The sequence below is a fragment of the Caballeronia humi genome, from assembly GCF_001544475.1.
Taxonomy (GTDB): domain Bacteria; phylum Pseudomonadota; class Gammaproteobacteria; order Burkholderiales; family Burkholderiaceae; genus Caballeronia; species Caballeronia humi.
The window spans coordinates 19,463-45,026 of the sequence record NZ_FCNW02000026.1 but is presented as its reverse complement, the minus strand read 5'-3'; the positions used below and the strand labels follow the sequence as shown (position 1 = coordinate 45,026).

24 protein-coding genes and 1 tRNA gene are annotated in these 25,564 nt (G+C 63.7%); 12 read left to right on the top strand and 13 right to left on the bottom strand.

All coding sequences use genetic code 11. The features are described from left to right. The first annotated feature begins 214 nt into the window (after nucleotides 1-214). Nucleotides 215-1,042 (top strand): ferritin-like domain-containing protein, encoded by an 828-nt coding sequence (locus AWB65_RS21510; RefSeq protein WP_087669064.1) that lies wholly within the window; start codon nucleotides 215-217, stop codon nucleotides 1,040-1,042. Between the two features lie 73 nt (nucleotides 1,043-1,115). Continuing rightward, complete coding sequence (locus tag AWB65_RS21505) at nucleotides 1,116-1,628, top strand: PNPOx family protein (RefSeq protein ID WP_087669063.1); 513 nt, start codon at nucleotides 1,116-1,118, stop codon at nucleotides 1,626-1,628. 47 nt (nucleotides 1,629-1,675) lie between these two features. Here the strand turns inward: AWB65_RS21505 and AWB65_RS21500 are convergent, their stop codons facing one another. From AWB65_RS21500 to AWB65_RS21485, 4 genes are all read right to left on the bottom strand, one after another. Then, a complete protein-coding gene (locus AWB65_RS21500; RefSeq protein ID WP_087669062.1) occupies nucleotides 1,676-3,148 on the bottom strand; it encodes a DEAD/DEAH box helicase in 1,473 nt (490 codons plus the stop codon). A gap of 254 nt (nucleotides 3,149-3,402) precedes the next feature. After that, nucleotides 3,403-4,023 carry a PAQR family membrane homeostasis protein TrhA gene (gene trhA, locus AWB65_RS21495; protein WP_087669061.1) on the bottom strand — a complete coding sequence of 207 codons (621 nt, stop codon included), beginning with the start codon at nucleotides 4,021-4,023 and terminating at the stop codon, nucleotides 3,403-3,405. 133 nt (nucleotides 4,024-4,156) lie between these two features. Beyond that, complete coding sequence (locus tag AWB65_RS21490; RefSeq protein ID WP_087669060.1) at nucleotides 4,157-5,452, bottom strand: c-type cytochrome; 1,296 nt, start codon at nucleotides 5,450-5,452, stop codon at nucleotides 4,157-4,159. 21 nt (nucleotides 5,453-5,473) lie between these two features. After that, nucleotides 5,474-6,217, bottom strand: coding sequence for a c-type cytochrome (locus tag AWB65_RS21485; protein WP_087669059.1), 744 nt, complete (start codon nucleotides 6,215-6,217; stop codon nucleotides 5,474-5,476). Nucleotides 6,218-6,696: 479 nt separating this feature from the next. On the opposite strand from AWB65_RS21485, the gene AWB65_RS21480 reads away from it, so the two are divergent. After that, nucleotides 6,697-7,632 (top strand): CopD family protein, encoded by a 936-nt coding sequence (locus tag AWB65_RS21480; protein WP_087669058.1) that lies wholly within the window; start codon nucleotides 6,697-6,699, stop codon nucleotides 7,630-7,632. Nucleotides 7,633-7,780: 148 nt separating this feature from the next. Here AWB65_RS21480 and AWB65_RS21475 read toward each other — a convergent pair whose 3' ends face one another. Together AWB65_RS21475 and dgoD are read right to left on the bottom strand one after the other, a co-directional pair. Next, entirely contained in the window at nucleotides 7,781-8,083 is a 303-nt protein-coding gene (locus AWB65_RS21475; RefSeq protein WP_087669057.1) for a hypothetical protein, read from the bottom strand. 383 nt (nucleotides 8,084-8,466) lie between these two features. Continuing rightward, nucleotides 8,467-9,615: a galactonate dehydratase gene (dgoD, locus tag AWB65_RS21470; protein ID WP_087669056.1), complete on the bottom strand. Its 1,149-nt coding sequence runs from the start codon at nucleotides 9,613-9,615 to the stop codon at nucleotides 8,467-8,469. 65 nt (nucleotides 9,616-9,680) lie between these two features. Here dgoD and AWB65_RS21465 point away from each other — a divergent pair, with 65 nt between their 5' ends. Then, nucleotides 9,681-10,391 (top strand): FadR/GntR family transcriptional regulator, encoded by a 711-nt coding sequence (locus AWB65_RS21465; protein WP_087669055.1) that lies wholly within the window; start codon nucleotides 9,681-9,683, stop codon nucleotides 10,389-10,391. A 6-nt stretch (nucleotides 10,392-10,397) separates the two neighbouring features. Here AWB65_RS21465 and AWB65_RS21460 read toward each other — a convergent pair whose 3' ends face one another. Continuing rightward, a complete protein-coding gene (locus tag AWB65_RS21460) occupies nucleotides 10,398-11,258 on the bottom strand; it encodes an MBL fold metallo-hydrolase (RefSeq protein WP_087669054.1) in 861 nt (286 codons plus the stop codon). A 154-nt stretch (nucleotides 11,259-11,412) separates the two neighbouring features. Between AWB65_RS21460 and AWB65_RS21455 the strand changes: the two genes are divergently transcribed. Continuing rightward, nucleotides 11,413-12,069, top strand: coding sequence for a glycine zipper 2TM domain-containing protein (locus AWB65_RS21455; RefSeq protein ID WP_087669053.1), 657 nt, complete (start codon nucleotides 11,413-11,415; stop codon nucleotides 12,067-12,069). A gap of 146 nt (nucleotides 12,070-12,215) precedes the next feature. Here AWB65_RS21455 and AWB65_RS21450 read toward each other — a convergent pair whose 3' ends face one another. The 6 genes from AWB65_RS21450 to AWB65_RS21425 form a co-directional block, all read right to left on the bottom strand. Further along, a complete protein-coding gene (locus AWB65_RS21450; protein ID WP_087669052.1) occupies nucleotides 12,216-12,617 on the bottom strand; it encodes an FKBP-type peptidyl-prolyl cis-trans isomerase in 402 nt (133 codons plus the stop codon). A gap of 58 nt (nucleotides 12,618-12,675) precedes the next feature. Further along, on the bottom strand, nucleotides 12,676-13,392 hold the full coding sequence (locus AWB65_RS21445) for a haloacid dehalogenase type II (RefSeq protein WP_087669051.1): 717 nt from the start codon (nucleotides 13,390-13,392) through the stop codon (nucleotides 12,676-12,678). 390 nt (nucleotides 13,393-13,782) lie between these two features. Beyond that, a tRNA-Met gene (locus AWB65_RS21440) sits at nucleotides 13,783-13,859 on the bottom strand. A gap of 98 nt (nucleotides 13,860-13,957) precedes the next feature. Continuing rightward, nucleotides 13,958-15,616, bottom strand: a complete 1,659-nt coding sequence (locus AWB65_RS21435) for an MFS transporter (protein ID WP_087669050.1) — start codon at nucleotides 15,614-15,616, stop codon at nucleotides 13,958-13,960. 221 nt (nucleotides 15,617-15,837) lie between these two features. Beyond that, entirely contained in the window at nucleotides 15,838-17,421 is a 1,584-nt protein-coding gene (locus AWB65_RS21430) for a sensor histidine kinase N-terminal domain-containing protein (RefSeq protein ID WP_087669049.1), read from the bottom strand. Between the two features lie 7 nt (nucleotides 17,422-17,428). Beyond that, the gene (locus tag AWB65_RS21425; protein WP_087669048.1) at nucleotides 17,429-18,190 is read right to left on the bottom strand and encodes a response regulator transcription factor; all 762 of its coding nucleotides are present in this window, start codon (nucleotides 18,188-18,190) and stop codon (nucleotides 17,429-17,431) included. Between the two features lie 236 nt (nucleotides 18,191-18,426). On the opposite strand from AWB65_RS21425, the gene recA reads away from it, so the two are divergent. The 7 genes from recA to AWB65_RS21390 all read left to right on the top strand — a co-directional run bounded on the left by recA (nucleotide 18,427) and on the right by AWB65_RS21390 (nucleotide 25,496). Further along, a complete protein-coding gene (gene recA, locus AWB65_RS21420) occupies nucleotides 18,427-19,500 on the top strand; it encodes a recombinase RecA (protein ID WP_087669047.1) in 1,074 nt (357 codons plus the stop codon). A 585-nt stretch (nucleotides 19,501-20,085) separates the two neighbouring features. After that, on the top strand, nucleotides 20,086-20,781 hold the full coding sequence (recX, locus tag AWB65_RS35700; RefSeq protein ID WP_125474163.1) for a recombination regulator RecX: 696 nt from the start codon (nucleotides 20,086-20,088) through the stop codon (nucleotides 20,779-20,781). A 221-nt stretch (nucleotides 20,782-21,002) separates the two neighbouring features. Further along, nucleotides 21,003-21,629 (top strand): DUF2889 domain-containing protein, encoded by a 627-nt coding sequence (locus AWB65_RS21410; RefSeq protein ID WP_087669046.1) that lies wholly within the window; start codon nucleotides 21,003-21,005, stop codon nucleotides 21,627-21,629. A gap of 97 nt (nucleotides 21,630-21,726) precedes the next feature. Then, entirely contained in the window at nucleotides 21,727-22,908 is a 1,182-nt protein-coding gene (sucC, locus tag AWB65_RS21405; protein WP_327358645.1) for an ADP-forming succinate--CoA ligase subunit beta, read from the top strand. 120 nt (nucleotides 22,909-23,028) lie between these two features. Beyond that, nucleotides 23,029-23,910 carry a succinate--CoA ligase subunit alpha gene (sucD, locus tag AWB65_RS21400; RefSeq protein WP_087654648.1) on the top strand — a complete coding sequence of 294 codons (882 nt, stop codon included), beginning with the start codon at nucleotides 23,029-23,031 and terminating at the stop codon, nucleotides 23,908-23,910. A 158-nt stretch (nucleotides 23,911-24,068) separates the two neighbouring features. Next, on the top strand, nucleotides 24,069-24,782 hold the full coding sequence (locus AWB65_RS21395) for a TerC family protein (RefSeq protein WP_087669101.1): 714 nt from the start codon (nucleotides 24,069-24,071) through the stop codon (nucleotides 24,780-24,782). Nucleotides 24,783-24,929: 147 nt separating this feature from the next. Continuing rightward, entirely contained in the window at nucleotides 24,930-25,496 is a 567-nt protein-coding gene (locus AWB65_RS21390; protein ID WP_374729757.1) for a pilin, read from the top strand. Nucleotides 25,497-25,564: the final 68 nt, after the last annotated feature.

The window sequence follows — 25,564 nt, the reverse complement described above, 5'->3', positions numbered from 1 at the left end:
TCTGACGAATTGTGCTCAATAACGCGTCCTGTTTAGGAACTGTGTCTGCAATACGCGAGTCTCTGAGTAATCTGCAAACTCATTGCAGGACGGCTAAGATGGAAAAAGAGCCGTATCACTTTGACGACGCCGCGGCTGACCCGTCCGCGGCTTGTCTGAACCCCGGCCATCATCCCCGGCCGCGATGGGTTCAGTACAGCTTGGAGCGCGATAAATGCACACCGACAGTAGCCATGTGATGCCCTGGCGAATCGAGGACATCGACTTGAGCCGGATCGACCGGAGCAAGGCGGTTTCGAACGAGCATCTTCTTTTGTTGTTATGCGCCTGCTCGTTCATCGAGAGCGGCACAGATCTTTACACGAGCAATCTCAGCAGTTACTTCAACGACGATCCCGAAATCTCCGCCTGGCTCATCAACGAGTGGGAACCCGAGGAAATGCAGCATGGGCGCGCGCTGAAAAGCTACATTCATCACGTGTGGCCCGAGTTCGATTGGGACACCGCGTTCAAGAACTTCTTCGCCGAATATTCGCTGACCTGTTCGATGGAGGACTTCGAGAAGAAGCGGGCGCTGGAGATGGTTGCGCGCTGTGTCGTTGAGACGGGGACAGCGACGCTGTATCGCGCGATCAATCAATGCTCCGACGAACCGGTGCTCAAGCAGATCACTGACAACATCCGTACCGACGAAGTCCGCCACTACAAGCATTTTTTCCGCTTCTTCAAAAAGTACAACAAGATTGAAAGCAACGGGCGCATGGCCGTGCTCGGCGCACTGCTGCGGCGCGTGCTGGAAATGAAGAACGAGGACTCGGAGATCGCACTGCGGCATGTGTTCGCGATCCGCTACCCGGACCGCGCGCGCGATTCCGCGTACAACCGCGATCTGTCCGCGCGTGTGAACAAGCTGGTGAAGCGCAATCTCTCCGCGGACATGTGCATCAAGATGCTGCTCAAGCCGCTCGATTTGCCGGCGCGCATCCAGCCGGGTGTGCATTACCCGCTTGCGAAGATTACGCAGCACGTGTTCTTCCGTTAGTCTTAAAAGGCTGGCTGTTGGCTGAAGCTCGGGGCCTGCTGCTCGTGGTCCCCATCCTCCGACGAGAACGCACATGACCGATTCCCCATCGCCCGGCACGCACCCTGTCGAACAGATCGCGTTCGACGAATGGCCGCCAGAATTGCGCACGCTTTTCGACGGCACGTTGATCGAGACGAAGGGCGGCTTCACGGCGTCACTGCTCGCCGTCGACGAAGCCGGTCGCGTACGGACGTCGCTTCTGAGTCTCGGCGAATTGTTCGCGCCCGATCCGCGCACTCTGTGCTTTGCGTTGTGGTCGAACTCGCGCGCGGCGCAGGCGATCAAGTCGACGAGGCGCGCCACGCTCACCTTCGTATTCGACGAAGCGTTCTTCCAGGTCCAGCTTGAGGCCCGCGCGGTCGCGCTCGACGACGTGTCGCTCGCGTGTTTCGTCGCGACGATAGAGACGGGCGAACTGCAGCGCGTCGGCTATGCGCGGCTGACGAGCGGGATTTGTTTCGAGCTGGTGGAAAGTGAGACCGTGACGACGCGCTGGCGCGCGCAGGTCGAGATGCTGAAGCGGGCGGCGAGCGCCGCCGCTTGATTGTCTGGCGCGGCTTTTAAGAAGCCGCGCCCTTTCTAGCTACGCGATCAGCGGCCGCGCTGCCCCGAACGCGGCGTGTCGCGGCGGCCAGCACCGGTGCCATCGCCGCGCGGCTTGCCGCCGAGCAGCGCAGCGCCACCCGCCGGTCCATTGCGCTGACCATTCGAATGCGCGGGACGCGGCGCATCGGCTTTGCGCGGGGCGCTCGAGTTGCCGTTCGGCTTGGTCGGGGCAGGCTTCTTGCCGCCGTTTCCACCGCCGTTCGCATGAGCCGGCTTCGCGCCATCGCGTCGTGGCGCGCCCTGACGCGGCGCGCGCTGGCCACCGCCACCGCCGCCGCCCTGGCTGCGGCGCTGGATCGGTTCTGCCTTTGCATGCGGGTCCGGCTCGAATCCGGCGATGATTTCCTGCGGAATCGGCCGCTTGATGAGCCGCTCGATATCCTTCAGCAACTGATGCTCATCGACGCACACGAGCGACACCGCCTCGCCCGTCGCGCCCGCGCGCCCCGTACGGCCGATCCGGTGGACATAGTCTTCCGGCACGTTCGGCAGGTCGTAGTTCACGACGTGCGGCAGTTGATCGATATCGATACCGCGCGCGGCGATATCGGTCGCGACCAGCACCTGCAGCGTCTCGCCCTTGAACTCGGCGAGCGCGCGCGTACGCGCCGACTGGCTCTTGTTGCCGTGAATCGCGAGTGCGCTGATGCCGTCCTTGCCGAGCTGCTCGGCCAGCCGGTTCGCGCCGTGCTTCGTGCGCGTGAACACGAGCACCTGGAACCAGTTGTTCTGCTTGATCAGGTGCGTGAGCAATTCGCGCTTCTTGTCGCGATCGACGGGATAGATCTTCTGCTCGATGCGCTCGGCCGTCGTGTTGCGGCGCGCGACTTCGATCAACGCCGGCGAATCGAGCAAGTTGTCGGCGAGCGTCTTGATTTCATCCGAGAACGTGGCCGAGAAGAGCAGGTTCTGGCGCTTCGGCGGCAGCTTCGCGAGCACGCGCTTGATGTCGTGGATGAAGCCCATGTCGAGCATGCGGTCGGCTTCGTCGAGCACGAGGATTTCGAGATGCGACACGTCGATCGTCTTCTGCTGCATGTGGTCGAGCAGACGCCCAGGCGTCGCCACGACGATATCGACGCCGCGCTTCAAAGCATCGATCTGCGGGTTGATGCCGACGCCGCCGAACATCACCGTCGACTTCAGCTTCATGTACTTGCCGTAGGCGCGCACGCTTTCCTCGACCTGGGCGGCAAGTTCGCGCGTCGGCGTGAGGATCAGCGCGCGCACGTGGCGCTTGGCCCCGGCGGCGGGCGGCGCCATTTGCGACAGGCGCTGCAGGATCGGCAAGGTAAAGCCGGCCGTCTTGCCGGTGCCGGTTTGCGCGCCGGCAAGCAGGTCGCCGCCGTTTAGGACGGCGGGAATCGCCTGGAGCTGGATAGGCGTCGGGGTGCTGTAACCGAGTTCGTTGACGGCACGCAGCAGGGGTTCGGACAGGCCGAGGGAATCAAAAGACATAGATTGTTTGCAAATTCGGTATGACGACCGGCGCTGACGCTTGTTGCCCGCAAATGCGGACTGTTGCGCTGAAATCAGCGCGCGTACGACGATCGAAGAAATCGGGCGGCATGGCGACCGGTGCATTCACCGGGCGTCTGGAAAGATGCCGCGAAGTTCGACGCGCTATCAAGACACGTCGACTGGCGTTAAGTTGCATCTGAAACGCCGTGATGCGTTTCGCGTGTCAGGCACTGCGCGCGCCGTACGCGCCTTCAGGCGACGTAGCGCGCAACGCTGACAAATTGACACAAGCTGCCTGCCAGCACGAACAGGTGCCAGATACCGTGGCCGTGCCGGATGCGCTCGTCGTTGATGAAAAAGTAGATACCGGCGCTATAGATCACGCCGCCCGCCACCAGCCACGCAGTGCCTGCGGGCGGCAGCGCCGAAACGAGCGGACGGACGGCTACGAGCGCGAGCCAGCCCATCAACACGTAAAGCACCATCGAAACGCTGCGGGTTCGGCGCCCGAGCGTGAGTTCCTGCACGATGCCGAAGGCGGCCAGCCCCCAGCTTACGCCGAACAGCGACCAGCCCCACGGACCGCGCAATGTCACGAGCGCAAACGGGGTGTAGCTGCCTGCGATCAGCAAGTAGATTGCCGAATGATCGCATTTTTGCAGTATTGCCTTGACGCGCGGGTTGCGCGCCCAGTGATACAGCGTGGAGATCAGGTACAGCGCGAAGAGCATCGCGCCATAGACGGCGAAGCTCACCACCTTGTACGGATCACCCTCCATCGACGCCATCGTGACGAGCGCCGCCAGTCCCGCCACTGACAGCACCGTGCCGATCAGATGACTGATGCTGTTGAACCGCTCACCAAAATGCATTCGCCTCCTCGTCGCGCGCCCGCATGAAGCCTCGCGGACGCCACGTGAACTGCTGCGTATAAAAGACAAGGGGCGCGGCCCCGGCTTCAAGGCTGCGCCCCAGCGTCTATTGTACGCCCTTGCGGCGAATGGCTCAGTCGAGCGGCGCCGAACGCAGGTTGCTGACCTGCTGCGGCGACACCGGCGTGCCGTGGTTGCCCCACGAACGACGAATGTACGTCACCACCGCGGCCACTTCCGTATCCGACAGCGCCTGCGCGAACGGCGGCATGCCGTGCGGCATCGGGTTGCCGCCGGTGCTCGGCGGATAGCCGCCGTTCAGCGTCATGCGGATCGGGTTGACGGCCGATTGCATCTGGATCGACGGGTTGTTCGCGAGCGGCGGATAGGCCGGCGGCTTGCCCAGACCGTTCTCCGCGTGACACTTCGCGCAGTTCTCGGTGTAGACCTTCTGGCCCATCTGCATCAGCTCGGTGCCGAACTTCTCGGACGTTTCGAGCTGCATCGTTTCCGGCGCTTCGTTCTTCTGCGGAATCGACTTGAGATACGTCGACATCGCGTTGATGTCCGCGTCCGTCATGTATTGCAGGCTGTTGTGGACCACTTCCGCCATCGGGCCAAACACCGCGCCGCGCTGCGACACGCCGGTTTTCAACAGGTCGTTGATGTCCTTGATGTCCCAGTCGCCCAAGCCGGCTTCCTTGTTCGACGTCAGCGACGGCGCGTACCAGTTTTGCAGCGGGATCAGGCCGCCAGCGAACGCCGCCGAGTTGACCGGGCCGCCCATCGCGTTGATTGAGGTGTGACACATCGCGCAGTGGCCCAGGCCTTCGACGAGATACGCGCCGCGGTTCCATTCGACCGACTTCGTCGGGTCCGGCTTGTACTCGCCTTCCGAGAAGAACAGCGTGCGCCAGCCGATCAGCAGGTTGCGGTTGTTGAACGGGAAGCGCAGTTCATGCGGACGGCTTGCCACCGACACCGGCGACACCGAACGCAGGTACGCGTAAATCGCGTCCGAATCCGCGCGCGTGACCTTCGTGTAGCTCGTGAATGGGAAGCCGGGGTAGAGCAGACTGCCGTCCTTCGACCGGCCGGTATGCATCGCGCGGTAGAAGTCGTCCGATGTCCATTTGCCGATGCCATATTGGTCGTCGGGCGTGATGTTCGGAGTGAACATCGTGCCGAACGGCGTGGCCATCGGCAGGCCGCCGGCGAATTCCTTGCCGCCGCGCACCGTGTGGCATGCGATACAGTCGCCGGCGCGGGCGAGATACTCGCCTTGCTTGACGAGCGCGGCTTTGTCCGCGGGCGTGGCCGCGATGGCGCCGCCCGAATGGAGGTTGTTGCCGCCAGACCAGAGGACGGCGCCGGCTGCGACGGCTGCCACGACGACAGCCGAGAGTGCGAACAGGGACTTGCGTTTCATTTTGTGGTCGCTCCTCACGCCTTAATGCGGTTCGCTGCCGCAGGTCAGCGGCATCTTCAACGAGCCAGCGGGCGCGGGCACCGGGTTGGCGGGTGCGGTTTGCGTCGAGAGCCATGCGGCGACGGCGGTGACGTCGTCGTCCGTCAGGCGGGTGGCGATCTGCTGCATGCAATCAGGCGCTTTCGCGTGCCGCGTGCCCGAACGCCATGCGCCGATCTGCGCGCTGATGTAGTCCGAATGCAGACCGACGAGACCTGGAATGGCCGGCTGCATGCCGGTCAGCGACTTGCCGTGGCAGGCCGCGCAAGCGGGAATCTGCTTGCCTGCGTCGCCGTTGAGCACGATTTGCTGGCCGCGCGCGATCGTCGCGGGCGACACGTTGCTCTTCGTGGGCGGCGGGTACGGCGGGCGCTGTTGCGAGAAGTACTCGGCGATCTTGTGCAGATAGTCGTCGGAGAGATACGTGACGAGGTAGTTCATCGGCGGGTACTTGCGGCGCCCTTCACGGAAATTCTGCAACTGGTTGTACAGATAGTCGGCGGGCTTGCCGGCAAGACGCGGGAAATAGTCGTTGTCCGTGCCTTCACCATGCACGCCGTGGCACGCCGTACAGCCTTGCACGCGAGCGGCCATGGTGTCGGGTGCGATCGGCTGGGTTTGCGCCTGCGCGGCATTGAAAATGCCGGCGCTGCCAATCAGTGCCAGGCCGAGCAACGAGGCGAGCAGCGGACGGAAATTGCGTCTTGAAGACACGCGACACTCCATGAAATTCGGGGACCTGCCGAGCTTCGTTCGGCTCGGTGCGAAAGGACTTGCTGATACGTGGCGAACACGTGGCGGACTGCTACCACAAAAGGCTCCGGGAGCCTTCGACGCGACCGGCATTCTATCATCGATGAATGATGATGACTATTTGGGCTTAGCCTTTCCTGACGGGCTCTGCGGCGTTTCCGCGACAATTTGTCACGTGACTTCGCGTTGCCCGGCAAGCCCGTCCGGTGGGCTTGTAGCGTGTTTTGCATATAGTTGGCATCGACAAACATTCGACCCGATGCGGCGCCGGCTGACATCCGCGAAAAGTATCAAGGCGTTTCATTACGTGCACGCTGTCCGCGCCTTCGACTAGACTTCGCGGCGGATCGCTGCCTGTTCTTTACGTTTCGCGTTGTACTTAAACCCTCCCTATCGTCCTCGTAACGCGCTCCAATGACGTTCGTTTCGCTACTTATTTTCCGGGGCCGCCCATGAACGGCGACCCGATCTGGTTCGCGCAGGTCGCAGTCGCCGCGCTCGCCGACATCGCGTTCGCGTGCGTGCTCGGCGCCGTGCTGATGAACGCGTGGCTATCGAGCGAGAAGGCGTTTGCGCCCGTGTCGCCCGCGCGTTTCGGCTGGGTGCGGGCGTGGCGCGTGGGTATCGGCGGGGCGCTGCTGCTTGCGCTCGCGAACCTCGCGTCGCTCTGGCTGCAGGCGGCTTCGATGAGCGGCGTGCCCGTCGCCGAGGCGGGCTCCGCCGTTTGGATTGTGCTTACCGCGACGCATGCCGGCATGGGTTGGGCGATTGCGTTTGGCGGCAGCGTGCTGCTCGTGTGCGCGTGCGCGTCGGGGGCGTCGATGGGCGGCGGAAGGCTCGCGTTCGCCGCGCTTGGGGCGATCGTGGCGGCGGCGGGCAAGGCATCGGTCGGGCATGCAGCCGATGCTGGCGCGTTTTCCGTCGCCGAAATCGTGCAGACCGTGCATCTGTTGGCGACGGGTGTGTGGGGCGGCATCGTGATCGCGGGGGCGTTCGCGGTGCTGCCGGCACTCGGCACGTCACTCGCGCGCGCGTTCTTGATCCGCCTCGCGGGGCGCATGTCGAAGGTGGCGGTGGTCGCGGTGGCGCTGGTCGTCGCGACGGGCGTGTTCAACGCGGTGCGCGGACTCGGCGGCGCGGCGAGCGTGCTGCAGGCGAGCATCTGGGGGCACGTGCTGATCGTGAAAGCGGTGCTGGTCGCCACGGCGCTGCTGTTCGGTGCGCTGAATCGCTGGTCGGCGTTGCCGCGTTTGCAGCGCACGGCATCGACCGTCGATGCGCATACCTTCACGGGCGTGATGCGCGTCGAGGCGTTGCTGATGATCGGGGTGTTTGTGGCAGCGGCGGTGCTGTCGCACAGCGTGCCGGGGTTTGCGGTTGGCGGTTAGCCGTTGCGGCTCGACGCTTGAGGCACCTCTTTTGGCCCCGGTAAGTTCGTCGTTTCATCGACGTTTCGAGCGACATATTCGACCTTGCGTCGCGGCATCACGCGTGAATTGCCGTCTTCTCCGCCAAGCCGTCAGCAACGCCCGGCGGCTACTCATACCCCAGCTTGTGACACACGATCGGCGCAAAGAACAGCGCGACCGCGCAACCGACCACCTTGCCCTCAAGTTCGACGAACGCCTTATGCGACGCGAACGCGAAAGCGAGCAGATCGAAGAGTTGCGGCAAGCAGAACATGACCGCTGCGCCGATAAAGCACCAATTGACCGTCGACATACGCCAGCCGCGCTCGGCGCCCATCGCCGCGCCGACCACGCGCAACACGCCGAACAGCACAATCGCGCCGACGGCCATTTGCGCGCGGACATACTCGTCAGGAAAGGTGTGGTACATGCTCGTCTCTCGGGGCGATTGCAGGTGATGCAAGCATAAACGCAAACTCCGCGCCCGAATGTGCGAGATGGCGCAAACCGGCGGGCGTGTGTGCTGATGCGCCAGCGGCCGCGGGGCCATCCTGGGAAGTGCGGGTCATGCCCGGATCAAGCGCGAACCGACTCCGACCAGGCTCGAATCAGGAACGAAGCCAGCACGTCTCAAGCACGAACCGGCGTGAGCCGGCGCGAACCGGCACGGGGCAAGCCCGAACCCGTGCGGATCAACCGCAAGCTACGCACGAGCCAAACGCAAAGCCACGCACGAACCCAGCATCAACCGCGCTCGTGCAAAGCTTGCGTCGAACTCGGTTCAAGCGTGCATCACCCACGACTCACCTGAAATCACCACTCCGCCACGCTGCCATCCGCGTGACGCCACACCGGATTGCGCCAGCGGTGACCTACCTTCGCCATCTCGCGCACCTTCTCCTCGTTCACGTCGATGCCAAGCCCCGGCCCTTGCGGAATCGCGACCATGCCATCGTCATACTTGAACACTTCCGGATTGCGGATGTAGTCGAGCAGGTCGTTGCCCTTGTTGTAGTGAATCCCGAGACTCTGCTCCTGGATGAACGCGTTGTAGCTGACGGCGTCGATCTGCAGGCAAGTCGCGAGCGCGATCGGCCCGAGCGGGCAGTGCAGCGCGACGGCGACGTCGTATGCCTCCGCCATCGACGCGATCTTGCGGCATTCCGTAATCCCGCCCGCATGCGACGCGTCCGGCTGGATGATGTCGACGTACCCGCCCGCGAGGATGTGCTTGAAGTCCCAGCGCGAGTAGAGCCGCTCGCCGAGAGCGATCGGCGTGCTCGTCTGGTTGACGATGTCGCGCAACGCTTCCACGTTCTCCGACAGCACGGGCTCCTCGATGAACATCAGCTTGAACGGATCGAGTTCCTTCGCGAGAACCTTCGCCATCGGCTTGTGCACACGGCCATGGAAATCCACGCCGATGCCCACGTTCGGCCCGACCGCCTCGCGCACCGCCGCGACGTTATCGATGACGCCTTGCACCTTGTCGAAGGTATCGATGATCTGAAGCTCTTCCGAGCCGTTCATCTTCACCGCCTTGAAGCCGCGCTCGACCACGGCGCGCGCGTTGTTCGCGACGTCGCTCGGACGATCGCCGCCGATCCACGAATAGACCTTGATCCTGTCGCGCACCTGGCCGCCGAGCAGCGCGTGAACCGGCACGCCATGATGCTTGCCCTTGATGTCCCACAGCGCCTGATCGACGCCCGCGATCGCGCTCATGCCGATCGGCCCGCCGCGATAGAAGCCGGAGCGGTACATGACCTGCCAGTGGTCCTCGATCAGGAGCGGATCCTTGCCGATCAGGTAATCGGCTAGTTCGTCGACGGCGGCGGCGACGGTGTGCGCGCGCCCCTCGACGACCGGCTCGCCCCAGCCGACGATGCCCTCGTCGGTTTCGATCTTGAGGAAGCACCAGCGCGGCGGGACGATGAAGGTTTCGAGTTTGGTGATTTTCATGAGAAGCGTCTCCTGACAGGGATTCACATGCTATCAAAAAATCGCGCTGTGGTCGTATTAATAGTATTATTGAAGAGGTAATTTCCCGGAGAATCGTCATTCAGCACGACCTGCACGGACGCGTCGCGTACGAACTCGGCACCGCGATCCTGCGCGGCGACTTCCCGCCGGCATCGACGTTGCCGCGCGAGGCCGAACTCATGGAGCGCTTCGGCGTCAGCCGCACGGTGCTGCGTGAGGCGCTGCGCACGCTGACGTCGAAGGGGCTGATCGGGTCACGGCCGAAGGTCGGCACGCGCGTGCGTCCGAAAAGCGCGTGGAATCTGCTCGACGCCGATGTCCTCGACTGGTACTCGCGTGTCGCACCACCTTTGCAGTTTGCGATCAAGCTGCAGGAAATGCGCGAGATGATCGAGCCGTACGCGGCCGCGCTCGCGGCGGCGAATCACGAGGACGCGACGCTCGCGATGCTCACCGAAGCGCACCGCGCGATGGTCGAGGCGCAGAACGTCGACGAATGGGTTCGTGCAGACTTGCGATTTCATCTGGGCGTGCTCGCCGCGTGCAGCAACGAGTTGTTGATCCCGCTCGGCACGCTGATCGAGCGCACTCTGGAAGGCCAGTTGCGGCTGAACGCGAAGCGCGCGGAGGTGTACAACGCGTCGCTCGCGGAACACACGGCCGTCTTCGATGCGATCGTCGCGCGCGACGAGACCGCCGCCCGCCGCGCGATGGCCGATCTGCTCGGCGTGACGCGCGGGCGGATCGAAGGGTGAATCGGCTCAGAGCGCGTTGAGCGGTATTTTCAGATAAGTCGTGCCGTTACCCGCCGCTTCGGGGAATTGTCCTGCGCGGATGTTGACCTGGATCGCCGGCAGGATCAGCGTCGGCATGCCGAGCGTGGCGTCGCGCGCCTCGCGCATCTCGACGAATTCGTCTTCCGTCTTGCCCGCGCCGATGTGGATGTTGTGCAGCCGTTGCGCACCGACCGTCGTTTCCCAGTGGGGCGCGCGCGTCTCGGGCGGATAGTCGTGGCAGACGAACAGACGCGTATCGGCGGGCAGCGCGAGCAGGCGCTGGATCGACCGGTAGAGCGTGCGCGCATTGCCGCCGGGGAAATCGCAACGCGCCGTACCGACGTCCGGCAAAAAGAGCGTATCGCCGACGAACACCGCATCGCCGATGCGGTACGCCATGTCGGCGGGCGTGTGGCCCGGCACGTACATCGCCGAGGCCTCCAGTCCGCCGATGCGGAACCGCTCGCCGTCGCTGAACAGATGATCGAACTGCGAGCCATCGAGCTGGAACGCCGGTTCGAGGTCGAAGATCTTCTTGAACACGCCCTGCACGGTGCGGATCGATTCGCCGATCGCGATCTTGCCGCCGAGCTCGCGCTTCAGATAGGGCGCCGCCGACAGATGATCGGCATGCGCGTGCGTTTCGAGAATCCACTCGACGGTGAGGCGCTGCGCTTCGATGAACGCGATGACCGCATCGGCGGAACGGGTCGAGGTGCGCGCGGCATGCGGATCGTAATCGAGCACGGAATCGACGATCGCGCAGGGCGCGCCCGGCTGCGCGTACGCGACGTAGGTCATCGTGCCGGTGGTGAGGTCGTAGAACGGCTGGATGGTCGGTTGCACGTTGTTCTCCCGAAGCGGGTCGGTTGTGCTGGTGACAGTATGCCGAAGATGCCGCTTCGCCACGACATTTGCTTACAACTGTCATAACTTTCACGTACACGCGCTCGCCTGCCACCGCGTTATATCGCTCAGCATCCAATGGGAGATTGCTGACATGAGCGCCACACCGAACGTATCCGCATCGACATCGACATCGACGTCGAGCCGTATTCATCCGCTCGTCGCGGCCGCAGCCGTCGCGGTGATCCTTGCGTGCGGCACCGGCGTCGCGGCGATGACCGGCCTCTTGCCGACGTCCAAAGCGGTTGCCCCGGCGGCGACGCCCTCGCCCGTCATCGACACGCAAGCCGTCACGCCTCCTGCCCGCGTCGCAACCGTGACGCAAGCCGCGCCGCGCCCGCATCACGTTCCGTCGAAGGCGCAGCAGGGCTACGTGCCGGGCGAGGCGTCGCTGGCGCCCGTGCAAGCGCCCGCTTACGATCCGGCCGCAGGACAAGTGGTCGCCGTCAACGCCGTGCAGAGCGCTCAGCCGACGACCGGTATCGGCGCGATCGGTGGCGCGGTCGTCGGAGGACTGGCGGGCACGCAGATCGGCAAGGGCCGTGAAAAGACCGCGGCGACGATCATCGGCGCGCTCGGTGGCGGTCTTGCAGGCAATACGATCGAGCACGCCGTGCACAAGGCGACGACGTATCAGGTGCAGGTCCGGATGGCGGACGGCAGCTATCGCAACTTCACGTATCAGGCCGATCCGGGTGTTCAGGTGGGACAGCGAGTGCGCGTTGCGGGGGATTCGCTGGTGGCGTCTTGATTTGGCGGGGGGAGGCGGACCGGCCGCGACGGCTGAATGACCAGGCCTAAGCGGCAGTTCGTTATCCGATCCGGCGCGCGGCTTTCAGACCGGCGCCAGTCGAACCGGGATGGCGATCACTTAACTGACCCGCCGTCCTGAAAACCTCACTTCCCAATCCCGAGCAACTCGATTTCAAACGTCAGATCGCTGTTCGGCGGAATCGCTCCGACGCCCTTTTCGCCATAAGCCGTCGCGGCAGGGCACGTCAGTTTTGCCTTGCCGCCGACCTTGATTTTCTGCACGCCTTGCGTCCAGCACGGGATCACGCGTCCGAGCGGGAATGTCGCGGGGCCGCCGTGCTTGTCGGAACTGTCGAATTCGGTGCCGTTCGCGAGCGTGCCGCGATAGTTGACGCGCACGACGTCGTCGGCAGTCGGTTGCGGGCCGGTGCCCTGCGTGATGTGCTGGACGACGACGCCCGATGGCAGCTTCTCGGTCGCGCCGGTGGCGGCGAACGCCGTCGATGCGATGACGGATGCGGCAAGCAGGGCAATGGCAGATTTCATACGGTAGTTCTCCGTGCTGTGTGGGGAATTCGACATCTTAGACTGCGGCGCGTTCGCTTCAGTCCGGGCAGCCGAGTTGTGTCGCGAGATCGGCGAGGTCACTCGCCACGAAGTCCCATGCTTGTTCGGCGCGAAGGTCGGTGGTCTGTGCCGCGCCGTGCTCGGCGGGTCTCGCGACAAACGCCGTTCTGAGCCCGCAGTCGCGCGCGGCCGCGAGGTCGCTGTTGTGCGCCGCGACCATGCAGACTTCGTGGCGTTCGAGTCCGAGAATGTCGACGGTATCGATATACACCGACGGCGACGGTTTGTACGCCCGCACGACTTCCGCGCCGAGAATCGCGTCCCAGGGAAGGCCGGCGCGCTTGGCCATGTCGAGCATCAGCCGGATGTTGCCGTTCGAGAGCGGCGCGATCATGAAGCGGCGCTTGAGACGCGCGAGGCCATCGACGGAATCGGGCCACGGATCCAGGCGATGCCACGCGAGGTTGAGTTCATCGAGTTCATGCGCAGGCGGTGGCGGTGCGATGCCGTAGCCGGATATCACCTTCACGAGGTTCTCGCGATGCAGGACGTCGAGTCGTACGAACGCGCGGCGTTTGCTGCGGATTTCCTCCATCGCGGGCGCGTATTCGCGACGCCACGTATCGGCGAATTCGTGGGCATCGATCGACGGGGCGTAGCGGGCGAGGAACGGCTGCGAATCACGCGCGACGCCGCTGCGCCAATCGACCACGGTTCCGAAGACATCGAATAACAGAGCCTTGATTTCCGGCATTGCGATTCACCTCTACGTCGGCGTGATCGGGCGAGTTTAGCGCGGCTGGTGAAGGAGACTCAGGGTGTTCGCGAGACTATCGTCTGAACGTTCGGCAGCACACATTGGCCCCGGCGCAGTTCGGCAATACTGCTTCTGCGCTCGAGGGAAGTATGCGCGAGGAGAGATAATAAAAGAGTGGCAGCGGGTCGAGGCTGTCGGCAAAGCACAAGCGTGATGGGACGCGACTCTTTGCCGAAAGTCGAGACAGGCGCAATGGCCGTAAGGCCTTAGCTCTTATAACTATGTGGATTCGCAAGCCGGCGATTGCCGGCTTTTCTTTTTGTGCTCGCGGACGCTGCAAACAAAAAAGCCGCCACTTCTTTCGAAGCAGCGGCTTTTTCTTGATACTGGTGGCGAATCAGGGATTCGAACCCCGGACCTGCGGATTATGATTCCGTCGCTCTAACCGGCTGAGCTAATTCGCCTAAAGAGAGCAGGATTATGGAGATAGCTGGGAAGTCTGTCAACCCCTTCCCAGCACATTCCTACTGACATTTCGCGAAAAGGCGAAGAACCGAACCCGTCAGTCCGAGTCGTACACTGCCGAGTTGCGCGTCTCCTTGACGAACAGCATGCCGATCACGAAAGTCGCGAGCGCGATCACGATCGGATACCACAGCCCCGAATAGATGTTGCCCTTCGCCGCCACGATCGCGAACGCCGTCGCCGGCAGAAAGCCGCCGAACCAGCCATTGCCGATGTGATACGGCAGCGACATCGACGTATAGCGGATTCGCGCCGGGAACATCTCGACCAGCATCGCGGCGATCGGCCCGTAGACCATCGTCACGAAGATCACGAGGATCGTCAGCACCACGATCGCCATCGGCCAGTTGATCAGCGCCGGGTCGGCCTTCGCCGGATAGCCCGCGCTCTTCAGCGTGCCCGAGAGCGTCTTGTCGAACACCGCGCCCTTCGCCTTGGCGTCGGCGGCCTTGCCGTCGTACGTCTCGACGACCGTCTCGCCCACCTTGATCTGCGCGAGCGTGCCAGCCGGCGCCGCCACGTTTTCGTAGTTCAGCCCCGACTTCGACAACGCGCTCTTCGCGATGTCGCACGACGACGTGAACTTCGACGTTCCCACCGGATTGAACTGGAACGAGCACTCGTCGGGATTGGCGATCACGACGATCGGCGACTTGGCCGTCGCGGCTTCGAGCGTCGGGTTCGTGTAGTGCGCGAGCGCCTTGAAGAGCGGGAAGTAGCAGAGCGCGGCGATCAGGCAGCCGGTCATGATGATCGGCTTGCGGCCGATCCGGTCCGACAGCGACCCGAAAAACACGAAAAACGGCGTGCCGATCAACAACGCGACCGCGACCATGATGTTCGCGCTCGTGCCGTCGACCTTCAGGGTCTGCGTGAGGAAGAAAAGCGTGTAGAACTGCCCCGTATACCAGACGACCGCCTGGCCCGCCGTCAAGCCGAAGAGCGCGAGCAGCACGATCTTCAGGTTTTTCCATTGGCCGAACGCTTCGGTCAGCGGCGCCTTCGACGTCTTGCCCTCGGCCTTGATGCGCTCGAACACCGGCGATTCGTGCAACTGCATCCGGATCCACACCGAGATGCCGAGCAGGATGATCGACGCGAGGAACGGCACGCGCCAGCCCCAGGCGCCGAACGTTTCCTCGCCGACCGCCGTGCGCACCGCCAGGATCACGAGCAGCGAGACGAAGAGGCCGAGTGTGGCCGTCGTCTGTATCCACGCTGTCCACGCGCCGCGCTTGTTCGCTGGCGCGTGCTCGGCGACATAGGTTGCCGCACCGCCGTACTCGCCGCCGAGCGCGAGGCCCTGCAGGAGTCGCATCGCGATGAAGATCACGGGTGCCGCAATGCCTATCGACGCGTAGCCGGGCAAAAAGCCGATCACGAACGTCGAGAGACCCATGATGACGATCGTCACGAGGAACGTGTATTTGCGCCCGACCATGTCGCCGAGCCGCCCGAACACGATCGCGCCGAACGGACGCACCGCAAAGCCGGCCGCGAAGCCCAGCAGGGTGAAGATGAAACCGGCCGTCGGATTGACGCCGGAAAAGAACGTCCTGCTGATATAGACGGCGAGCGAGCCCGCCAGATAGAAGTCATACCACTCGAACACCGTGCCGAGCGATGAGGCGAAGATCACCTTCTTCTCTTCGCCCGTCATCGGCGCGTGGGAAATGCGCCCCTCAACCGTAGCCATGAATCGTCTCCTGATTGTGATTTTCGAATCGGCTCGCGGATCCCCGAAGGCTCCGTGCAACGATTATTGGAGTCGAAACTTACGGCGTTCTGACGGGCGGTTTTGTGGTCCGGCAAGAGCGAATGTTGAGCAAAAATAGCCAAAATACATCTAACGTCTTTTAAAACGGCTCCATCAAGCCTGTATCACGCATTTCGAATGGTCGTTCGCTGGTTGCGCGCTCAGGGTTTATCCCGGGCAGGATAAACCCGCTGCAGGCTGACGCGAACCAGCGTCCCGGCGAGCCGTGGTGCTTCCTGATAGACATGATCTTCGAGTTCGAGCGTGCCGCCGTGCATCGTCACGATCTCCCGTACGATGGCGAGCCCAAGGCCGCTGCCATCGCCTTCCCGGCCGAGAATCCGGTAGAACCGCTCCACGACGCGCTCCCGCTCCGCCGCCGGAATCCCGAGTCCGGTGTCCTCCACTTCGAGATGGACGAGATCGAGATTGCGCTCATCGGCCCGCACACGCACGGTGATCCGGCCGCCCGGCGGCGTGTAGCGGATCGCGTTGTCGATCAGGTTGGACAGCATTTCGCGCAGCATCACCACGTTGCCTTCCACCTCGACCGGCTGCGGCGGCTCTTCGTAACCGATGTCCATCCCCTTCGCGAGCGCCGCCTGCACCCAGTCGCGCACCGCCGAACGGGCAATATCCGTCAGCTCGACGCGCGTAAAAATCTGCCCGGTCGCGCGATTCTCGGCGCGGGCGAGCGCAAGCAGTTGCGTGACGAGGCGCGCGGCGTGCTCGGAGCTCGTCGCGATCTGCTCAAGCGAACGCTGCACTTCCGTCGATACATCCTGGCGCAGCGCGAGTTCCGCCTGTGTGCGCAGGCCGGCGAGCGGCGTTTTCATCTGATGCGCGGCATCGGCGATGAAGCGTTTCTGGAACTCCATGTTCTGTTCGAGCCGCGTCAGCAAATCGTTGAACGACGCGACGAGCGGCGCGATTTCGGGCGGTGCGTGGCCGGCTTCGAGCGGCGAGAGATCGTCGGGGCGGCGCGCGCGGATGTTCGACTGCAGCGCGTGCAGCGGCGCGAGTCCGCGCGAGAGTCCGAACCACACGAGCACGATCGCGAGCGGCAGGATCACGAACTGCGGCAGGATCACGCCCTTGATGATGTCGTTGGCGAGCTGGCTGCGCTTGTCGAGCGTCTCGGCGACCTGCACGAGCACCGGCTCGGCCAGGCTCGGCAACTCGACCGTCGTGTACGCGACGCGGATGTCGTTGCCGCGCAGGACGTCATCCCGAAATTCGACGATGCCGGGCTGCGGGCGGTCGTCGTCATGCGGGAGCGGCATGTCACGGTCGCCGCCGACAAGTTCGCCGCGCGTGCCGAGCACCTGGAAGAACACGCTGTCGACGTTGTCGGCGCGCAGGAAATCGCGCGTCGCCTCGGGTAGCCGCAACTCCGCGACGCCGTTGACCGGCTGGATCTGGCGGGCGAGGACGTAGGCGTCGGCTTCGAGGGCGCGGTCGAACGGGCCGTTCGCGATCGACTTCGCGACGAGGTACGTCACGGCGATGCTCATCGGCCAGAGCAGCAGGAGCGGCGCGAGCATCCAGTCGAGGATTTCGCCGAAGAGCGAGCGCGGATGCGGCTCGCCTTCGGGCTCGAGCTCGTCGGGCGGGGCGAACGGGTTGGCATAGCGCGCGTCGCGGACGGCGTCGGAGTCGGCGCGATCGGGATTGCCCGGACCGTCGGAAGTGGGCTCGCGCGGCGCAGTGGCGGCGGCGCGCTCGGTGGAAGCGGGCGACGCCATGCTGGCTCTACTTATAGTGGGGGCTCGTCGGCGCCGGGTTGCTGCCCGACGGATTGGCTTGACCATTTGCACCGTTTGCACCGTTTGCGCCCGATGCGTTGCTCGCGGCCTTTTCGAGCGAATAGCCGAGTCCGCGCACCGTCATGATCTTCGCGCCGCTCGGCTCGATCTTCTTGCGCAGCCGATGGACGTACACCTCGATCGCGTTGTTGCTGACTTCCTCGCCCCACTCGCACAGGTGATTGACGAGCTGTTCCTTCGACACGAGCCGCCCGATGCGCTGCAGCAGCACTTCGAGCACGCCCAGTTCGCGCGCGGACAACTCGATGATCTGCTCGTTGATATAGGCGATTCGCCCGACCTGGTCGAACGAGAGCGAGCCGTGCTTTACCACCGTCGGGCCGCCGCCCGCGCCGCGCCGCGTGAGCGCGCGCACGCGGGCTTCGAGTTCGTTGAGCGCGAAGGGTTTCGCCATGTAGTCGTCGGCGCCGAGATCGAGGCCCTTCACGCGCTCGTCGACGCTGTCGGCGGCGGTCAGGATCAGGACCGGCATCTGCGAATTGCGGGCGCGCAGGCGGCGCAAAACCTCCAGACCCGACATCAGCGGCAGGCCGAGATCGAGGATCAGGAGGTCGAAAGTTTGCAGTGTGAGCGCGGTGTCGGCTTCGGCGCCGTGCTTGACATGGTCGACGGCGTATCCCGATTGGCGGAGTGATCGAACCAACCCGTCCGCGAGTATGCTGTCGTCTTCGGCAATGAGGATTCGCATGTGATGTGCGCGGGGGCATTGCCGGCACCGCAATTCGCCCGGCGCGGCGGTCTCCAGGTGTTGTTGTGGTTCTTGCGGGTTCTTGCACGATTCGCGGGCAGCTAAAATGCTGCGCGCCGACGATCGGGCTTGCAAAAACTACTGTTTTTTTATACAGTGTCCGGATTAGTGCGACTGGCGGGTTCGGCCCCGCGCGCGCAATCTCAGACGCCGTTCATCATAGCAAAGGACGATTCATGGAAGAAAGCAAGAAAGGCCCGGGCGGGATGTCTGCAGAGAAGAGCAAGGCACTGGCTGCCGCGCTTGCGCAGATCGAAAAGCAGTTCGGCAAAGGGTCGATCATGCGGCTCGGCGCGGGCGAAGTCGTCGAAGACATTCAGGTGGTGTCCACCGGTTCGCTCGGTCTGGATATCGCGCTCGGCGTCGGCGGCTTGCCGCGCGGGCGCGTGGTGGAAATCTATGGCCCGGAATCGTCGGGCAAGACCACGCTCACGCTGCAGGTGATTGCCGAGATGCAGAAGATCGGTGGCACGGCGGCGTTCATCGACGCGGAACACGCGCTGGACGTGCAGTATGCGCAGAAGCTGGGCGTGAACGCATCCGACCTGCTGATCTCGCAGCCGGACACGGGCGAACAGGCGCTGGAAATCGCCGACGCGCTGGTGCGCTCGGGTTCCATCGACATGATCGTGATCGACTCGGTCGCGGCGCTCGTGCCGAAGGCGGAAATCGAAGGCGAAATGGGCGACTCGCTGCCGGGTCTGCAGGCGCGGCTGATGTCGCAGGCGCTGCGCAAGCTCACGGGCACGATCAAGCGCACGAATTGCCTCGTGATCTTCATCAACCAGATCCGCATGAAGATCGGCGTGATGTTCGGCAATCCGGAAACCACCACGGGCGGTAACGCGTTGAAGTTCTACGCGTCGGTGCGTCTCGATATTCGCCGGATCGGCTCGATCAAGAAGAACGACGAAGTGATCGGCAATGAAACGCGCGTGAAGGTGGTGAAGAACAAGGTGTCGCCGCCGTTCCGCGAAGCGATCTTCGACATTCTTTATGGCGAGGGGATTTCGCGTCAGGGCGAGATCATCGATCTGGGCGTGCAGGCGAAACTCGTCGACAAGGCAGGCGCCTGGTACAGCTACAACGGCGAGCGGATCGGCCAGGGTAAGGACAACGCGCGTGAATTCCTGCGTGAAAATCCGGACATGGCGCGCGAAATCGAGAACAGGATTCGCCAGTCGCTGGGTGTCAACGCGATGGCGGACGCCGTTGTGACGGGCGTCGCGGTGGCGGGTGAGGAAGAGTAAGCGCTTGGGTCACCATCCAGGCTGCAGGCCATGATGCGCAAGAGCCGGTTCGGATCGAAGGTCGGCAGTGATGCACGCCGTGATGAAGACCGGCGTCCGGACGGCTCGGCCGACGATGCTGCGGAAGGCGCTGATCGCTACGAGCGAAGCAGCGAACGACGCGGCGTCGGGGCCGGCGCATCGAAGGGTGCGAATGGCTGGAGACGCAAAAAGGAACGCGCCGGCGGGGAGCAATCCGCGTCGGCGCGTCGTGTTTTTGGGGGCGGATTTTCGCGTGGCGGGGCGCCTAAGTCCGACGGATTAACGAGTGGTGACGGCTCGTTGCCGGATCGCGATCGTACGCCGCGAGGTGATCGCGCCTGGCCTCGGAAAGACGTACGACGCGCGGCATGCGACGAGCGCACTCCCGCGAACAACGCGCCATCCAGCGAATCGGCATCGCCACACAGCACAGCAATATTGGCGCATGGCGAAGCATCATCAGCCCCGAGCAAAGGAATATCGCCACCCAGCGAAGCCGCATTACCGCCCACCGAAGCAGCATCCGAAGCCGCTCGCAGCAGGCGGCTCGAACGCGCCCGCGCGTTGCTCGAGCAAACTCTGGAGAAGCCGCGCGACGTGAAATCGACGAGCCCTGCGCCTTCAACGCTTCCCGCCTTCAGCGATCCCTTCGCCGACGCCGACCCTTTCGAACCCTTCGAGCAGTGCGTGCCGGAGTCGAACATCGAGTCCGCGCCGGAAGAATCCGTCTACAGCCGCTCGACTCAAACCCGCCGCAAACCGCCTGGCGCGGACGCCAAAGCCAGCAAGCGCCCGCAGCGGTCGCTGAAGGGTCGCGCGCTTGGTTATCTGTCGCGTCGGGAGCACAGCCGGGCCGAGTTGTCGCGCAAGCTGATGCCTTTCGTCCAGGAAGCCGAATCGCTTGAAACCTTGCTCGACGAGCTCGAACGCGACAGCTGGTTGTCGAATGAACGCTTCGTCGAGAGCGTCGTGCATCGGCGGGCGGGTCGCGTGGGCGCGAACGTAATCGTCAATGAGCTGAAGCGACATGGCGTCGGGGACGCGCTTATCCGCGAAACTGGCGACAAGCTGTCGCAAACCGAAACGGCACGCGCGCACGCCGTCTGGAGCAGAAAATACGGCACGCTGCCGCAAAATTCGGCTGAGCGGGCGAAGCAGGCGCGTTTTCTCGCGGCGCGCGGCTTTTCGGGCGGAACGATCGCGAAGGTGCTGAAGGGCGGAGATGAGGACGACTGGTTGCTCGAATCGCCGGATGAGTGATCGGCGACACGGCAATTCAAGACGCGCCCCGCTAAACGCCGGTAATCACCTGGAGCGCGACTGGCCGCCGGAGCGAATGACCGTCATTAGCTTTCAACGCGCCCCTATCCCGAAATCCTCGCTCACCCGCCCAGCATGTGCTCGCCAGAGACCCCTCTCAGCCCGAAATACCCAATATGCTAAAATTCACAAGTTTTCTCATCCGGCCTTCCTGACCTCGCATGCCGCTTTCTCCGCCCGTTTCCCGCCAGTTGCGCCATCGCCGCGCGATTCGACTGGAAGCCTTCGAGCGGGAAGATGGATTGTGGGACATCGAAGCCCGTCTAACCGATGAAAAGCCGCGCGATGTCCATCTCGCGTCGGGCGTCCGGCCCAATGGCCTGCCGATCCATGAACTCTGGCTGCGCATCACCATCGACCGCAAGCTCACCATCGTCGACGCCGAAGCGTCGTCGGAATGGGCGCCCTATGGCGGTCTGTGCGCCGAGTCCAATCCTGTCTACCGTTCCCTCATCGGTCTCAATCTCCTCGAGAACTTCCGTCGAGAAGCCAATCGGCTGTTGCGCGGCACCGTCGGCTGCACGCATCTCACGGAGCTGTGCGCCGTCTTGCCGACCGCCGCCATCCAGGCGTTCGCGGGCGAAGTCTGGAATATCGAGAACGGCAATCCGAAAGGGGAAGCCGCAGCCCCTTCCGAAGAAAAACCGCCATTCCAGCTCGGCCGATGCAACGCGCTGCGCTTCGACGGCCCGGCAGTTGGCGAATACTACCCGCGCTGGTTCGGCCACAAACCGCGTGATCCGCGCGATCCGGACGAACGGGCCGGAAGCGAAGAAAAGACAGGTTGATCAGACAAGACACAGCAAGACCGGCCCAGCCGGCTAGCGAAGAAACCAGCGGTCCATAAAAGCTTCAAGACAAGCGAAGTTCAATCCAACTCTCAGACTGAAGGAATCACGCATGAAGATTCACGAGTACCAGGGTAAGGAAATCCTGCGGAAATTCGGCGTCGCGGTCCCGCGCGGCAAGCCCGTGTTCTCGGTGGATGATGCGGTCAAGGCCGCGCAAGAGCTGGGCGGCCCGGTTTGGGTCGTCAAGGCGCAGATTCACGCTGGCGGCCGCGGCAAGGGCGGCGGCGTGAAGGTCGCGAAGTCGATCGACCAGGTCCGCGAATACGCGAACCAGATCCTCGGCATGCAGCTCGTCACCCATCAGACCGGCCCTGAAGGCCAGAAGGTGAACCGCCTGCTCATCGAGGAAGGCGCGGACATCAAGAAGGAACTGTACGTCGGCCTCGTGCTCGACCGTATTTCGCAGAAAGTCGTCGTGATGGCGTCGAGCGAAGGCGGCATGGACATCGAGGAAGTCGCGGAAAAGACGCCAGAATTGCTGCACAAGTTCGCCGTCGAGCCGTCGACCGGCCTGCAGGACGCAGACGCCGACGACCTCGCGCGCAAGATCGGCATTCCCGATGCGTCGATCCCGCAAGCGCGCGCGATCCTGCAAGGTCTCTACAAGGCGTTCTGGGAAACCGACGCATCGCTGGCCGAAATCAACCCGCTGATCGTCACCGGCGACGGCAAGGTGATCGCGCTCGACGCCAAGTTCAACTTCGATTCGAACGCGCTGTTCCGTCATCCGGACATCGTCGCGTATCGCGATATCGACGAAGAAGATCCGGCTGAAGTGGAAGCGTCGAAGTTCGATCTCGCTTACATCTCGCTCGACGGCAACATCGGGTGTCTGGTGAACGGCGCGGGCCTCGCGATGGCGACGATGGACACCATCAAGCTCTTCGGCGGCGAACCGGCGAACTTCCTGGACGTCGGCGGCGGCGCGACGACAGAGAAGGTGACGGAAGCCTTCAAGATCATGCTGAAGAACCCGAACCTGAAGGCGATCCTCGTGAACATCTTCGGCGGCATCATGCGCTGCGACGTGATCGCGGAAGGCGTGGTGACGGCATCGAAGGCGGTGGCGCTGAAGGTGCCGCTCGTCGTGCGCATGAAGGGCACGAACGAAGACCTCGGCAAGAAGATTCTGGCGGACTCCGGCCTGCCGATCATCGCGGCCGACAGCATGGAAGAAGCTGCGCAGAAGGTCGTCGCCGCAGCCGAAGGCAAGTAAGCGCTTTTCGGGCAGTCGAAAAGCACTACGGGCGTTCCGTTCCACCAGATACGAATGGCGGCGCTCGTGTGCGCGTGAAACACGCGCAACGGGCGATGCCAAACGAACAGAGGTCACTACATGTCGATTCTGATCAACAAAGACACCAAGGTCATTACGCAGGGCATCACCGGCAAAACCGGTCAGTTCCACACGCGCGCGTGCCGCGAGTACGCGAACGGCCGCGAGGCCTACGTCGCGGGCGTGAACCCGAAGCGCGCGGGCGAAGACTTCGAAGGCATTCCGATCTACGCGAGCGTCGCCGAAGCGAAAGCCGAAACGGGCGCGACCGTCTCGGTCATCTACGTTCCGCCGGCAGGCGCTGCGGCTGCGATCTGGGAAGCTGTCGAGGCCGACCTCGATCTCGCGATCTGCATCACGGAAGGCATCCCGGTCCGCGACATGCTCGAAATCAAGGACCGCATGCGCCGCGAAAACCGCAAGACGCTGCTGCTCGGACCGAACTGTCCGGGCACGATCACGCCGGACGAGCTGAAGATCGGCATCATGCCGGGTCACATCCACAAGAAGGGCCGCATCGGCGTGGTGTCGCGTTCGGGCACGCTGACGTACGAAGCGGTCGGCCAGCTGTCGGCGCTCGGCCTCGGTCAGTCGTCGGCGGTGGGGATCGGCGGCGATCCGATCAACGGTCTCAAGCACATCGACATCATGCAGATGTTCAACGACGATCCCGACACGGACGCCGTGATCATGATCGGCGAGATCGGCGGTCCGGACGAAGCCAACGCGGCCTACTGGATCAAGGACAACATGAAGAAGCCGGTGGTCGGCTTCATCGCGGGCGTGACGGCGCCTCCGGGCAAGCGCATGGGCCACGCCGGCGCGCTGATCTCGGGCGGTGCCGATACGGCGGACGCGAAGCTCGAAATCATGGATGCCTGCGGTATCAAGGTCACGAAGAACCCGTCGGAAATGGCGCGTTTGTTGAAATCGGTGATCTAAGGCCGATTCGGACACGGTAAAGCGGCGAAAAGCGCGAGGGTTTGGTACTCTTACTAGACCCTTTCGTATAAATGTCGATTCAAAAGCGAGGGAGCGTTGGCTTCCTCGCTTTTTTATTTCCGCGACTGTTTTCGCTCGTTCTTATCTGCCTTTTTTCAATGCTCGAATTCTTCGCGACGCTCCACTGGGGCGCGGTCATCCAGATCATCATCATCGACATCCTGCTCGGCGGCGACAACGCAGTCGTGATCGCGCTCGCGTGCCGCAACCTGCCTGACCAGCAGCGCACGCGCGGCGTGCTGCTCGGCACGCTCGGCGCGATTTTGCTGCGCGTCGTGCTGATCGCGTTCGCGGTCGTGCTGCTCGACGTGCCGTTCCTCAAGTTCGTCGGCGGCCTGTTGCTGCTGTGGATCGGCATCAAGCTGATGATGCCGGGCCACGACGACCACCACATCACGTCGTCCGACCGGCTGTGGGCGGCGGTCAAGACGATCATCGTCGCCGATGCCGTGATGAGCCTCGACAACGTGATCGCGATCGCGGGCGCCGCCGAGGCCGCCGATCCGCAACATCGGCTGACGCTCGTGATCTTCGGGCTCGTCGTGAGCATTCCGCTGATCGTGTGGGGCAGCACGCTGGTGCTGAAACTGCTCGACCGCTTTCCGATCGTCGTCGCGCTGGGTGCGGGGCTGCTCGGCTGGATCGCGGGTGGGCTGATCATCGACGATCCGTTCATCGACCGCTGGCCCGCCCTCAACACGACGAGTGCGCTGTACGCGGCGCATATCGCGGGCGCGCTGATCGTGCTCGCGGCGGGCTGGTTCTTCCGGCGGCGCGCGCTGTCGTCGGATTCGCGAAGCGCGACGAACTAGGCGTGGGGGTAACGCGCCGCGTTGGCCATTCGGCCGACTGCCGCGCGCGAGCGTCTCTCAATACGATGAAAGCGTCCGGTCTGCATCGAGCAGGCCGGGCGCTTTTGTCTTTTGGGAGGATGAAAAATGATCTTGGCGATAGGCGGTATTGAAGCAGCAAGTGGCTTGCAGTGGTTTCGGAAACGAAGCACGGAGCGGTTGGCGGCGGGTTTCACGCTGATCGAACTGATGATCGTGCTCGCGATTGTCGGCGTCGTCGCGGCGTACGCGATTCCCGCGTATCAGGATTATCTTGCGCGCAGCAGGGTGGGCGAGGGGATGTCGCTGGCTTCGTCGGCGCGGCTGGCGGTCGCGGAGAACTCGGCGAGCGGCTCGGAACTGGGCGGCGGTTACGCGTCGCCGCCGGGCACGCGTAACGTCGAGTCGATCCACGTCGACAGCGACAACGGCCAGGTAACGATCGCCTATTCGACGCGCGTCGCGCCGTCAGGCTCGAACACGCTGGTGCTCGTGCCATCGGCGCCCGATAACGCCGACTTGCCGACGAAGCGCATCGCGCTTGCGAAGGGCGTGGTCCAGGCGGGGTCGGTGACGTGGGAATGCTTCGCGGGCGGGAAGGCGGCGTCATCGCTGCCGGCGCCGGGTGCAGGGCCGAATCCGGCCGACGCGCCGACCTTGCCGGCGAATCTCGCGCCGCCGGAGTGCCGTGCCTGACGCTGTAAGGCGACGAGCGGTTGGCGGCTGACGAGTTGCCCACCGCTCGCGCAAAAAAAGCGCAATGG

What these genes read in the sequence shown, in the direction of transcription:
- AWB65_RS21510 (WP_087669064.1), top strand. Translation starts at nt 215, where the DNA reads ATGCACACCGACAGTAGCCATGTGATGCCCTGGCGAATCGAGGACATC.
- AWB65_RS21505 (WP_087669063.1), top strand. Translation starts at nt 1,116, where the DNA reads ATGACCGATTCCCCATCGCCCGGCACGCACCCTGTCGAACAGATCGCG.
- AWB65_RS21500 (WP_087669062.1), bottom strand. Translation starts at nt 3,148, where the DNA reads ATGTCTTTTGATTCCCTCGGCCTGTCCGAACCCCTGCTGCGTGCCGTC.
- trhA (WP_087669061.1), bottom strand. Translation starts at nt 4,023, where the DNA reads ATGCATTTTGGTGAGCGGTTCAACAGCATCAGTCATCTGATCGGCACG.
- AWB65_RS21490 (WP_087669060.1), bottom strand. Translation starts at nt 5,452, where the DNA reads ATGAAACGCAAGTCCCTGTTCGCACTCTCGGCTGTCGTCGTGGCAGCC.
- AWB65_RS21485 (WP_087669059.1), bottom strand. Translation starts at nt 6,217, where the DNA reads ATGGAGTGTCGCGTGTCTTCAAGACGCAATTTCCGTCCGCTGCTCGCC.
- AWB65_RS21480 (WP_087669058.1), top strand. Translation starts at nt 6,697, where the DNA reads ATGAACGGCGACCCGATCTGGTTCGCGCAGGTCGCAGTCGCCGCGCTC.
- AWB65_RS21475 (WP_087669057.1), bottom strand. Translation starts at nt 8,083, where the DNA reads ATGTACCACACCTTTCCTGACGAGTATGTCCGCGCGCAAATGGCCGTC.
- dgoD (WP_087669056.1), bottom strand. Translation starts at nt 9,615, where the DNA reads ATGAAAATCACCAAACTCGAAACCTTCATCGTCCCGCCGCGCTGGTGC.
- AWB65_RS21455 (WP_087669053.1), top strand. Translation starts at nt 11,413, where the DNA reads ATGAGCGCCACACCGAACGTATCCGCATCGACATCGACATCGACGTCG.
- AWB65_RS21450 (WP_087669052.1), bottom strand. Translation starts at nt 12,617, where the DNA reads ATGAAATCTGCCATTGCCCTGCTTGCCGCATCCGTCATCGCATCGACG.
- AWB65_RS21445 (WP_087669051.1), bottom strand. Translation starts at nt 13,392, where the DNA reads ATGCCGGAAATCAAGGCTCTGTTATTCGATGTCTTCGGAACCGTGGTC.
- AWB65_RS21435 (WP_087669050.1), bottom strand. Translation starts at nt 15,616, where the DNA reads ATGGCTACGGTTGAGGGGCGCATTTCCCACGCGCCGATGACGGGCGAA.
- AWB65_RS21430 (WP_087669049.1), bottom strand. Translation starts at nt 17,421, where the DNA reads ATGGCGTCGCCCGCTTCCACCGAGCGCGCCGCCGCCACTGCGCCGCGC.
- AWB65_RS21425 (WP_087669048.1), bottom strand. Translation starts at nt 18,190, where the DNA reads ATGCGAATCCTCATTGCCGAAGACGACAGCATACTCGCGGACGGGTTG.
- recA (WP_087669047.1), top strand. Translation starts at nt 18,427, where the DNA reads ATGGAAGAAAGCAAGAAAGGCCCGGGCGGGATGTCTGCAGAGAAGAGC.
- AWB65_RS21410 (WP_087669046.1), top strand. Translation starts at nt 21,003, where the DNA reads ATGCCGCTTTCTCCGCCCGTTTCCCGCCAGTTGCGCCATCGCCGCGCG.
- sucD (WP_087654648.1), top strand. Translation starts at nt 23,029, where the DNA reads ATGTCGATTCTGATCAACAAAGACACCAAGGTCATTACGCAGGGCATC.
- AWB65_RS21395 (WP_087669101.1), top strand. Translation starts at nt 24,069, where the DNA reads ATGCTCGAATTCTTCGCGACGCTCCACTGGGGCGCGGTCATCCAGATC.